At 44.2% G+C, this 12,526-nt stretch carries 8 protein-coding genes; 7 read left to right on the top strand and 1 reads right to left on the bottom strand.

What is annotated here, in order from left to right:
- Nucleotides 1-235 precede the first annotated feature (235 nt).
- From ACESM0_RS01995 to ACESM0_RS01965, 7 genes are all read left to right on the top strand, one after another.
- Entirely contained in the window at nt 236-1,531 is a 1,296-nt protein-coding gene (locus ACESM0_RS01995) for an amidohydrolase family protein (protein WP_372903126.1), read from the top strand.
- 12 nt (nt 1,532-1,543) lie between these two features.
- Nucleotides 1,544-2,788, top strand: coding sequence for an amidohydrolase family protein (locus tag ACESM0_RS01990; protein WP_372903124.1), 1,245 nt, complete (start codon nt 1,544-1,546; stop codon nt 2,786-2,788).
- Nucleotides 2,789-3,418: 630 nt separating this feature from the next.
- Nucleotides 3,419-6,235, top strand: a complete 2,817-nt coding sequence (gene uvrA / locus ACESM0_RS01985) for an excinuclease ABC subunit UvrA (protein ID WP_372903122.1) — start codon at nt 3,419-3,421, stop codon at nt 6,233-6,235.
- Between the two features lie 431 nt (nt 6,236-6,666).
- Nucleotides 6,667-7,284 carry a porin family protein gene (locus ACESM0_RS01980; protein ID WP_372903120.1) on the top strand — a complete coding sequence of 206 codons (618 nt, stop codon included), beginning with the start codon at nt 6,667-6,669 and terminating at the stop codon, nt 7,282-7,284.
- A 91-nt stretch (nt 7,285-7,375) separates the two neighbouring features.
- Nucleotides 7,376-8,926 carry a hypothetical protein gene (locus ACESM0_RS01975; protein ID WP_372903119.1) on the top strand — a complete coding sequence of 517 codons (1,551 nt, stop codon included), beginning with the start codon at nt 7,376-7,378 and terminating at the stop codon, nt 8,924-8,926.
- 30 nt (nt 8,927-8,956) lie between these two features.
- Nucleotides 8,957-10,498, top strand: coding sequence for a hypothetical protein (locus tag ACESM0_RS01970; RefSeq protein WP_372903117.1), 1,542 nt, complete (start codon nt 8,957-8,959; stop codon nt 10,496-10,498).
- Nucleotides 10,483-11,244, top strand: a complete 762-nt coding sequence (locus ACESM0_RS01965) for an ABC transporter ATP-binding protein (protein ID WP_372903115.1) — start codon at nt 10,483-10,485, stop codon at nt 11,242-11,244. Before ACESM0_RS01970 ends, ACESM0_RS01965 begins: the two co-directional genes overlap by 16 nt.
- On the opposite strand, the gene ACESM0_RS01960 is transcribed toward ACESM0_RS01965, so the two are convergent.
- Nucleotides 11,231-12,445, bottom strand: coding sequence for an MFS transporter (locus tag ACESM0_RS01960; RefSeq protein ID WP_372903114.1), 1,215 nt, complete (start codon nt 12,443-12,445; stop codon nt 11,231-11,233). The two genes, ACESM0_RS01965 and ACESM0_RS01960, sit on opposite strands and share 14 nt — an antisense overlap.
- Between the last annotated feature and the right edge of the window lie 81 nt (nt 12,446-12,526).

Raw genomic sequence — 12,526 nt, 5'->3', positions numbered from 1 at the left:
CCTCCCCTCTCGAGAGGGGAAAAGCGTAAATAAAGAGGCGCAGCCTGCTTTATTTAGCGAGGGGTGTGTTAGTGTCCAGTGCTCGGGAGGTCAGGAGCACTCACTTTAATCTTTCAGTCATTCTTCCTAACTCGCTATTGAAGCCTGAAGCCAAATCTTTATTTCTTTTTACAAACAGGCACGGTTTAACTATGTTAATTCATCTTGTTAACATAAACCAAACTGAGTCAAATTTATGAGAAAACTGCTTACTGTAAGTGTGATGTTGTTTCTGTGGGCCATCAACCTGCAAGCACAAGATCGCCCGTATGTATTTGAGGGTGCGGAGATCATCCCGATTACGGGAGATGTAATTGCCAACGGTGTGTTGGTCGTACAAAATGGAAAAATTGAAGCTGTAGGTGAGGCGGGATCTGTATCGATTCCGAGAAATGCTGTACGCGTGGATGCCTCCGGAAAAGTGATTATGCCGGGATTGGTGGATACCCATTCTCACATCGGAGAAGGAGACGGGGGTGATCGTTCCGCGACACTTCATCCCGATGTTCGCATTATGGACACCATCGATCCAAGAAGTAAAACCTTCTACAAAGCTCTTGCCGGCGGATTGACTACTGTGAATATTATGCCGGGTTCCGGTCATCTAATGAGTGGGCAGACCGTTTATTTAAAACCAAAACCGGCCGACACAATTGAAGAAATATTGGTTGTGGTAGATGAAGACACGGGTATTTACGGTGGACTAAAAATGGCAAACGGAACCAACCCGCTTCGCTCCGGAGGAACGCCCGGTACCCGCGCCAAATCTGCGGCAATGGTTCGCTCACTGTTTCTGAAAGCACAGGATTATCAAAATAAAATTGAAGAAGCAGATGGTGATCCTGAAAAAATGCCGGCGCGCGATCTGGAGATGGAAACCCTGGTGGAAGTTCTGGAGGGTAAACGCATCGTTCACAACCATACCCACCGTCATGATGATATTCTGACATCTATTCGGTTGTCTGAAGAGTTTGGCTATCGGCTGGTACTGCAGCATGTGAGTGAAGCGTGGAAAGTGGCTGATGAAATTGCCAACTCCTCAAGTGTGATCGGTTCATCCATTATCGGTTTGGACTCCCCCGGCGGTAAAATGGAGACGATTGAGATTTTTGATATCAACGGGCGTGAACTGGAAAGAGCCGGTGCAGACGTGGCTTTTCACACCGACGATCCGATTGTAGATTCCCGTTTTCTGCTCCGGATGACTGCACTTGCAGTGAAGGAGGGGATGAGCCGTGAAAAAGCTCTGGAGTCATTAACACTTGCCGGCGCAAGAATGATGGATCTCGAACATCGTGTCGGATCACTGGAGAGCGGTAAAGATGCAGATTTTATCATTCTCTCAGGAGATCCTTTCAGCGTCTATACACATGTAGAGCAGACCTGGATTGATGGAGAAAAAGAGTGGGACCGTGAAGATCCTGAATTGGGTAAATATGCAACCGGAGGTTACGATATTTTCCGGTCAGCTACACTTCACACTCACCACTAATAGGGCCGAATTATGATGAATAAAAAATTGATAGCAATGAAAGATAAAGTGAAATTTACAGGTCTTGTTCTGGCAGTGATGATATTTTCGGTGTCTCTGTTTGTTGAAACCGCGGATGCACAGATCGCCGTAAAAGGTGAAACAGTTTACACTATGAACGGCAACGCCATATCAAACGGTGTAGTGTTGATTAACGATGGCAAAATTGAACGTGTTGGCTCAGCCAATCGAGTCAATATTCCGTCCGAATATGAAGTACACGAGGCAAAAGTGGTAACCCCCGGACTTATAGATGCGCGTTCTGTGGTTGGCCTGGCTGGTTACTACAACCAGGATCACGATCAGGATCAGCTGGAGACATCATCGGCTATACAACCTGAACTGCGAGCATCTGATTCGTACAATGCGCGCGAATATCTGGTCAGCTTTCTGCGGGAGCAGGGAATCACTACGATTCAGACAGGACACGGTCCCGGTGCGGTAATCAGCGGTCAGATGATGATCGTAAAACCAATAGGCGATACGGTTGATGAGGCTCTTCTGAAAGATGCTACTATGCTATCCATGACATTGGGATCAGGTGTAAGCCCGGCTTTTAATTCACCCGGAACACGATCCAAAGCGGTAGCGATGCTGAGGCAGGAGCTGATTCGTGCCAAGGATTACGCTGCAAAACGGGCTGAAGGTGAGACCAACGGTACAGATCTAAAATCGGAAGTGATGGCGGATCTTATCGATGGAGAAATTACTGCAATGATTAATGTGCAGTCGGCTCAGGATATCAATACGGCTCTTCGTATTCAGCAGGAATTTGGCTTCCCAATGGTACTGGAAGGTGCCTCTGAAGCGTATCTGCTTATTGATGAAATTAAAGAGTCAGGTGTATCAGTTATCATCCATCCAAAGATGGCTCGCCCCGGTGGTGCTATGAAAAATGTCAGTTTTGAGACGGCATCAAAACTGCATGAAGCCGGTATCCCAGTTACTTTTCAAAGCGGTTATGAAGGATATGTACCAAAAACCCGTGTAGTTCGCTATGAAGCCGCCGTAGCTGCTGCAAACGGTATGGGAATGCAAAATGCACTACACGCACTGACAATCGGTGCAGCCGAAATGCTGGGTATTGCAGATCGGGTCGGTTCACTTGAACGTGGTAAAGATGCGGATGTCGCTATGTTTGACGGAGACCCCTTTGAGTACCTGACTAACGTTCAGGGTGTGATTATCAATGGTGATGTGGTTTACAAACCGGAGTAATTTTTACTCATGAATATCTACGAAACCCTTCTTCGATTATATTGGAGAAGGGTTTTTTAGTTTTAGGGGAAGGATTCACCGCAGAGGCGCGAGGAACGCAGAAAAAAACGTGCAATGGATCGCTTAAACCGTTGATTCTGAACCACATGTTTTTTATCAACTCCAATTGACTGCCTATCTGGGATTCAAAAAAAACCGTTAGGAGTCCCCTGTTTATAGAATCTTATCCCGTCCGCCAATGAAAGGCTCCGGCGGAGCCTCCTGTTCTCGTAAAAATTCAGGAGGTAAAGGACGCACCTACGGAGCGTAGGGGGGCTTTCGATTTCTACAAACAGGGCATTCCTCCGGAATAAAAAAATGCAATAACATTGATTTTTCATACGCCGGGAAATCCTCTAACGCTGTCAGATCCGCAGGTGCTGACAGGTTGATGAATTCAAAAATTCTCTATATGTAGCAACTGCACTTTCATGATACCATTCACCTACGCGCTCACTGCGTCACTGCGGTAAACCACCGAACGCATCATGCTGATCTGATTGTTGTGGACTATTATGTAAATCCATTCTGCCATTCGGGTAAATAGTTTCGTATTTTTACACGTTTGCGGAATCATCTAATCAACGCTTCATGAGCGAATCAGCTATCGAAAAGAAAGAAAGTTCAAAAAACGGAGTCCCTACTTCAGAACGGCCCATCATTGTAAAGGGAGCCAGGGTTCACAATCTCAAAAATATTGATGTTGAAATACCCCGTAACAGGCTCACGGTTGTTACAGGAGTGTCGGGATCGGGCAAATCGAGCCTCGCATTCGATACCATTTATGCCGAAGGACAGCGGCGTTATGTGGAGAGTCTGTCGAGTTATGCCCGTCAGTTTCTGGAGCGGATGGACAAACCCGACGTCGATTTTATGCAGGGGATCTCTCCGGCGATGGCTATTCAGCAGAAAACTACCAGCAGTAATCCTCGATCGACGGTGGGTACTTCCACGGAGATCTACGATTATATGAGGCTTCTCTTTGCGAGGATCGGTAAGACAATCTCACCTAAATCGGGAAAACAGGTTCAAAAAGATACGCCTGAAACCATCATCAAGGAGCTGTTTGATGAGCTGGATGAGAAGACTAAATTTTATGTGCTTTTCCCGATCGATTTGAGGGAGGGACGGAAAATGGAGGAGCAGCTCACCGTGTTGAAAGAGAAGGGGCTCATACGTCTGTTGAAGGTGGATGATGAGCAGATAGTAGACTTGAGCGGTGATGATGTGGATCCCAAAAAGATTAAACCGAAGGATTATCGGGTACTGGTTGATCGCCTGTCACTGAAAAAAGATGACGATGGCCGCAGCCGCCTTGCCGACTCGATTGAAACGGCCTACAGAGAGGGAAATGGTCGATGCTCCATCAAAGTACGTAACGGAAAAGAGTACCCATTCAGTGAGCGATTTGAACGCGACGGGATGGAGTTTCTGGAGCCGACCCCACAGATGTTCTCATTTAACAATCCGTTTGGCGCCTGTGATACCTGCGAGGGATTTGGCCGTGTGGCCGGAATTGATGAAGATCTGGTCATTCCCGACCACGATAAGACGATTCGAGGCGGTGCCGTTGCTCCGTTCGATTCGCCAAAGTTCAGCAAATATCTGAAGGATTTTATCAAAGTGGCTGCGAAAGAGCAGCTGCCCATTGATGTTCCGTATAAAAATCTTGATAAGAAAACGAAACGTATTTTGTGGAACGGGAAAGGCGGATATGCCGGAATCCATGGATTTTTTAAGGATGTAAAGAGTCAGTTCTACAAAGTTCACATGAGAGTGCTCTACTCCAGGTACCGCGGATATAGCCGCTGTCCGGATTGCGAGGGCTATCGTGTGCGTAAAGATGCGCTCTACATAAAAGTGGGCGGTATGCACATTGGGGAGGTTTCGGAAATGACGATCGGCCACGCCAGGGAATTTTTTGAAGACCTGACGCTCTCCGATTTTGAAAAAGAGGTGGCGGGTCAGATTTTGTACGAGATCAGAAAGCGCCTGAAATACCTGGATGAAGTCGGATTGGATTACCTCACGCTGGAGCGGCTTACAAATACATTAAGCGGAGGAGAGTCGCAGCGGATCAGCCTGGCAAACTCATTAGGGAGTTCACTGATCGGAAGCCTTTACGTTCTGGATGAACCAACCATCGGACTTCATCCCAGAGACAACGACCGGCTGATCAATATTTTGAAATCACTTCGGGATATCGGGAATACTGTTCTGGTTGTGGAGCACGATCCGGAGATGATTAAGGCGGCAGATAATATTATTGATATTGGTCCATTCGCGGGAAGTTACGGTGGGGAAGTGGTCTACAGCGGTCCGTATGATGAGCTTTTAGAATCGAATACGCTGACAGGAAAATATCTGAGCGGTAAGAAGGAGATTCAGGTTCCTGAAAAACGCCGGAAAGGAAATGGAAAATCACTTTTGGTCGAGGGTGCGTCCGAACACAACCTGAAGAGCATTGATGTGGAATTTCCACTCGGAAAACTGGTTACTGTAACGGGTGTTTCAGGCTCCGGTAAATCAACATTGGTTCACGACACACTCTATGCATCTATTCAAAACGAATTGGGGACATGGAAGGAGAAGATCGGCCGGCATCGAAAGCTGAGCGGCCTTCGGCACGTAGAATCTGTGGAGATGGTGGATCAAAGTCCAATCGGGCGTTCAACGCGATCAAATCCGGCTACATACACTAAATCATTTGATGGAATCCGGGATCTGTTTTCAAATACTCGCCAGTCTAAAATTATGGGTTACTCACCCGGTCACTTCTCATTCAATGTGCCGGGCGGACGCTGCGAGGCTTGCCAGGGTGAAGGCGTACAAAAAATCGAGATGCAGTTCATGGCCGATATTGAACTGGTTTGTGAGGAGTGCGGGGGAACAAGATTCAGAAAAGAGATTCTCCAGGTAAAATATCGCGGCAAAAACATTCACGATGTACTGGAGATGAGCGTGAGTGATGCCATCGACTTCTTTGTGGATGAGGCATCCATTGTGAATAAACTACAGCCGCTGGATGATGTTGGATTGGGATATTTGAAGTTGGGTCAGAGTGCGACAACTCTCTCCGGGGGCGAGGCACAACGCGTGAAGCTGGCAAAATTCCTATCCAAGACCAACAATGAACATACGCTCTACTTCTTTGACGAGCCGACGACAGGACTCCATTTTGAGGATATTGCAAAACTTCTGAAGTCATTTAACGATCTGGTGAATCAAGGGCATTCAGTCATCATTATTGAGCATAATCTGGATGTAATCAAATCGGCCGACTGGATTATTGATATCGGTCCGGAAGGTGGATTTAGTGGCGGACAGGTTGTGGCAACCGGCACTCCTGAAGATATTGCAGCAGTAGAGGATAGTCATACCGGGCGATTCCTGAAGGAGGTATTGTAGAAGTGTTCTCCAATATCGCAAAGACGGGATGATTACACCTTAAAACCTTTTTTACCGAGAGAGATGTTCATCTGATTTAACAGCTAAAATCCGGTCGATACAAAACAGAGCCACGTTTACTCAGTTCAGGATGCCTCTTGGTTTTATGGTGATGAAATATTCAAACCGGGCAATCGCACCGATTCAGGTTTTAAGCCTTGTAATCTCTTTGGGCAAAGATGAAGTTTAAAAAGAAGTTGTGCCTTCAATCTATTACAGATATAGTCAAGCGATTCATCAGATGACAGACCATTAACGCGCCTGGTCACTTTATGGTCCGTTTAAAAAAATATCAATTTTATTTGATGGGCAATTTTGATTTATTGGTGTAACAAATGATGAGGGAAACGATCCTGAATATATAAAACACCTTAAAAGACAGAGTAAACAATATGAAAAAGCTAACAAGTCTGCTGATTGTTCTATTTATAACTACAGCTTTCGTACAATATGCAAATGCACAGAGTCCGGTAAGTTTTGGGCTGAAGGGTGGTTTAAATATATCCAACCTGCATGGTTCCGATTTAGAACCCGATGCCAAAACTGGAATACTTTTAGGGGCTGTATTGGAAATCAATGCACCTGTACTCCCATTTGGTGTAGAGAGTGGGATATACTATAGCCAAAAAGGGGCAGAATTGAGCGGTGATAATTTTGATTCTGAAGTAAAGCTAGACTACATAGAAGTACCGGTTATGGCAAAGTTTCAGTTAGGCCCTCCCGGACCGATAACACCAAGTTTTGCTATTGGGCCATATCTTGGGTTTAACATCAATGCCGAGCAAGAAGGTTCGTTTGGAGAATTTACCGGCACCGGTGATATCAGTGATGATATTAAAGGCACTGAGTTTGGAGGTGTAGCTGCGGTAGGCCTCGATTTTAATTTGGGGGTTACAAAGCTGAACGGAACCGCTCGCTACAGCTACGGGTTTACATCAGTTTGGGATGATAGCGATATAGACAGTGACCGGAATGCTGTATTTTCACTTGCTGTAGGAATTATGTTTTAAAGGATGGATGAGTCGTTTTAACAAAAGCCCCGGAATAACCTTCGGGGCTTTTTTGCCTTAAATACAGTTTTGCTACATTTTAAATGAATTTATGATCAACAAACTACTATACCTGAACTGGAAACTCTTTTTGTCGAAGCTTACAATGTTTCAGACAATTTTGTTGATAGGGTACAGCCTCTTTTTATTCGTGATGCTAGTCAATTTGATGGGTTCGGCTCTGGTTGTGGTTTTTCTCGACTCTACATCCGAAATTGCGGTTGAGCTTCCCTGGCTTACCACTGAAATCCATGAGCTTATTATAGTCGTTTTTGCAAACGTGTTTTGGATTATGCACTTTTCGTTTACAAGCACACGCCTGTTGAATATGGAGGAGAACAGGAAATTGCTTGCCCTGGGCTACCCGGCCGGTAAACTCTCTTGGCATTTGAACCTGATGGCTCTCTACCATCCTGTCAATATAATTTATAATATCACCTGGCTTGTTTTCCTGTCGCTTCAAATCAACAGTGGCTGGAATATTCCCATTCTGGTAACGGCCGTACTGCTTAACTATGGCATGATCTTCTCCATTAAGCATCGCTTTTTACGAATGGTTGAAAAACGATTCAGAGTCATCGTTTTCAGTTTTATTTTTGTCGTATTTGGCGTTATATCACTGCTCACGATTTTTGCCCGGCGCCCTGAGTCGTTCATTGGTCAATTCGCCGAACAATTTACTGGATTTACAGAGTTCTTCTATTGGCTGCCGGGTGGTTTGCTGCTTCAATCTGCATCATATTCGCATGAGCTGCTCTTAACAGGGGTTTTGTTTGGATTTATGTTTGTTCTGACGTTCCTGATTTTTCGCGACCACTTCTACAAAACCAAAGAAGGTCTGATGAAACCCTCGGCTATCAAGTTTCGGAAAGAGGCGGGGTCACTGCAGAGATTTCTGAAAAAATGGCTGGGACACAACGCCGGAAAGTATTACTACTATGTGATGACTCATCCCTACAATAAGCTTCAGGTTTTTGCGATCGCCTTGATTCCGCTCGTCTATATTCCGTTGCTTCTTCTGGTCGATTTTGGAGTAATCTCAACGATTTTAATTACAACCATGCTTGCCGCCATTCCCGTGGCACTTCTCGGCATGGTGATGGCCAACATGTTTGGATATGAACACAGAGAGTTTCTGTTGCACCTTCAGATGCCGGTCTCTTTTGAAAAGCAGCTCAAAGAACGTTTTCTTGGAATTATTACCGTGCCGCTCTTTATTTTTTATGCCATTACTATATTTGAGCTGACTTATCTGCCGCAGCTGGGGACGGTATTTTCTATCTATATTGCGAATACATTCTTTTTTCTCTGTTTTATGATCATCTTTCTCTGGAGCTCATTCTATCAGTATCAGCAGGCGAGCTATAGTTCCTTTAGTTTTAAACACCCGGTTATTCCGCAAAAAGTGACTTTTACAATGTCATCCGCGATATTCATTCTCGGCTATTCGGTATTTGTGCCCCTGGGTGAGTGGCAGCCCTATCGGTTGTGGGTTATGTTTGCCTTAATCGGGGCAATTGCGTTCTATTTATGGCTAAATTTCGATCTATTATCTAAAGCGTTTAAGAATAAAATTTTGCATCAGCTCTGGAGCGATTATTAGCAGAGCGTTTATATCTACTTAAGATAGTTTATGACAAAACTTTTTTTTGAACTGAACAGCAAATTGTGGTGGCGCTCTCTTCGGGGAGTTGAGGTGGGGGCTATTCTGTTTTACTCCCTTTTTCTGCTCTTTATTTTTGGGCAGTTTGTCGGTGTGGCATTTACGCTCATATTTGTATCAGACCATGCAGTAGTACAGCAGGAGTATCCTTGGTTCACGGAGGATGTTCAGTTTATGGTGCACCTGATTTTTATCAATCTTGTGTGGTTTTCACAGTTATTTTATACCAAAATCAGCAGATTACGCCTCAATGATAATCGAAAACTGCTGGCTTTGGGTATGCCCATTAATCGATTGATTAACTACATGAATATTGCCGGATTTCTCCATCCTGTAAATTTGATGTTCAATCTTTTTTGGTTTGTCTACCTGGGATTAATGGCATCAACAGTGTTTCAGGCTGTTATGGTTTCTGTTCTGATTGTACTCAACTACGGATTGATCAACGCCATCAAGTGGAGATTTAAAAGATTTACATCAGAAAGCTCCAAATGGTTAAACGGCTTTTTGGGACTTATAGTAATGATATTGATTCTGTTTTTGGTTCAGCTGGATTTAACCAGATATATTACCCAGCCGGATGTATGGGCTGCGACAGTCAATGAGTGGCTGATCTACTCGCCCGGAATGATTTTCTATTCAGCAGCGGTGTGGATTCCCGGTGAGATTGTATTCCTGGTGGTATTTTTTACGTTTATGATCTGCGGGTTTGTTCTCCAAAGAGACCTGTATCTGCAAACGCGTGAAGCCCTTCTTACACCGGTTGCAAGTGATTCATCTGAAGATCAGACAAACGGAATTCGTTTTTTTATAAAGTGGCTTGGAAATCAGGGAGGGAAGTTTTTCTACTCCGTGTGGAAACATCCGTTCAGTAAAACTCAAATACTGCTCACTTACTTTTTTGTTATTCCATATATCGTATTTATATCGGTGGGTAACGAATCCGGCGGATTTATGACGTCGGTATTACTGGCACTGATTCCGGTTATCTTTTTGATGGTGATGATGGCCAATATGTATGGATTTGAAAACAGAGAATTGTTGCTTACCCTGCAGGCTCCGGTTAAAAGGGATAAGATCATCACAGAGCGTTTTCTGGCGTCTTTTAAAATTACATTCATCGGATTAGTTTCTGTACTCATTTTTATTCCGTTTTTATACCAGTCAGTCACAACTATGATTCAGGTTTTTCTGGGGGTAACGCTAATTACACAGGTATTTTCTCACTATGTTTTTAACAGCTCTTTGAATAACTACAAAAAGATTGAAGATGTAAGCCTGATGTCGGTTTCGAATCCGGTTGTGCCTGCATCGGTGAATTTTACCGGAATGTTTATTGTGCTTATTTTAGGAGCTTTTACATTCCCCGTTTATGAAAGTATACAACTGATTCATATTGCAGCACTTGCTGCCGGGAACGTAGTTCTTTTGTTTACGTATATTAAAAAAATGAAGAGCGTATCCGTCGCCTTCAATAAAAAAGTGATTCCCCATTTATGGAACGAGCTGTAATAATTGAAAAATTAACGAAGTCATACGATAAGGAACCGGTTTTAATAGACCTGGACCTTGAAGTACCCACCGGAACCATATTTGGACTCATAGGGCCCAATGGTGCGGGTAAAAGTACACTGATTGGAATTCTGACAGGATTGCTGGATTACAATCAGGGATCTATTGTCATCAATGGTTTGAGCTACAATACGTCAAACGAGATTGAAATTAAAAAGGATGTTGCGTCGGTACTTCAGCCTCCGCTTCTCTTTGAAAACTTTACCTCTCACGAATTTGTGACGTACGTATGTGAGATGTACAGCATACCTGTTCATGGATTGAGCGAAAAGATTGACTCACTGTTCGACTACTTTGAAATCACCGAGTTTAAGCACGTAAAGACAAAACAGCTCTCTTCAGGAAGCCGTAAAAAACTGGCGTTTTGTGCAGCGATTTTAACAGAACCTAAACTCATTTTTCTGGATGAACCGTTTGAAAGTGTGGACGTGATATCCATTGGCAGGATGAAGAATGTAATACGGAAGCTGAAGCAGAAGGGAACGACGATCTTTATTACCAGCCATATACTGGAAGTGGTAGAGAATCTTTGCGACGATATTGCAATTCTTCATAAAGGTAAAATACTGGCCTACCTCGATTCAGCGACCCGCAAAGAGCTGGAGAAGAACTCAAACCTGAGTGAAATTTTTGAACAGTACGTAGAATCGGGAAGCAGGGGAGACGAGCTGCTTAGCTGGCTTTAAGGTCAGAAATATCTACCGTTCTTTTTCCGGTGCGAATGAGTGTGAAGCTGTTTAATACAAACAGGGCTCCTGCAATGGCAGTAACATAGAATGTGCCTTCAAGACTAATATGGAGGTAAACCAACCCTAAAACATAGGGGCCCAATGCCTGCCCAACACGCATCACCATCCAGTTTACTGATAAAAAAGCTGCTCGAAATTCTTTAGGTGCGTAGCCGGTAAGTAGATTTAAAATGCTTGGAATATTCATTCCCTGAGCCACTCCGAATAGGGAAATGGGAAGGATGAAATACCAAATATTATCGATCATCGGTATGATCAAAAAGATTATGGTATAGAGAATCGCGGCCGCTGCAATCAGGTTTTTTTCGCTGAAACGCTTGGTTAATTTACCAAGCTGAGCTGATGTAATGGCCGTTACCAAAGATGATCCCGATAGGATAATACCAATGGCCAGTGAGCTTTTTTCGAACTTCTCATCCAGCAGTATGGTAAAGAATGTTATATACCCACCATATAAGATGATGAATGTGAGAAACATCCCAATAAAGAGTCCAAGGACCATTTTAGACATTAATGCCGACTTAATCTCTTTAAGGTAAAGGTTGATCCCTAATCCGTTTTTCTCAGATTCCTGGTTCAGAAAGAAGAGTGCGAAAAGCCCAACAGGAATGGCAAGCAATGTGAGGAAAAAGGGGTAGTGCCATCCCAGAACTGCAAGAGCGCCACCAATAGCAGGATACATCGCTGTACCTATACTCAGCACGCTGCCGTTGTATCCCATTACTGAAGCACGCCGATTGCCGGAGTAGAGATCACCGATCAGGGTTAAATTGAGTACCCCAAGTGCGGCACTTCCTACTCCCTGAAATGCACGGAACAGAAGAAGCTGATCGAAGGACGTGGCAAAAGCACAGGCTGTGCCGGCAATACCAAACAGAAATAGAGAAGGTATCAGAATGACTTTACGATTATAGCGGTCTGCAAGAATCCCAAAAATGGGCGTAAAAATTATACCCGGAAGCGTGAAAAAGGTAATAAGAAGGCCGATTTCAGCAGACGTTACATCCAGTGAGCGGGCTATGGTAGGGAAAGCCGGCGCTATACTGGACACTCCCATAACCGACGTGAGTGTGACTCCAAAAATGATGTAAAGATTTACATCACTAAACAGGCCCCGGTTTTGTTCTTTTGTGCTCAAAAAAAGTTGTTAGTTTGTGGATTTATCTTTCTGCCCTCCAATAAACAGAGGGGGTAAAAATAGCTTATTTATCAGAGAATA

It is taken from the genome of Rhodohalobacter sp., from assembly GCF_041686455.1.
In the GTDB taxonomy this organism is placed as follows: Bacteria; Bacteroidota; Rhodothermia; order Balneolales; family Balneolaceae; genus Rhodohalobacter.
The sequence above is the reverse complement of the archived record's forward strand: the minus strand, read 5'-3'. Positions and strand labels throughout refer to the sequence as shown.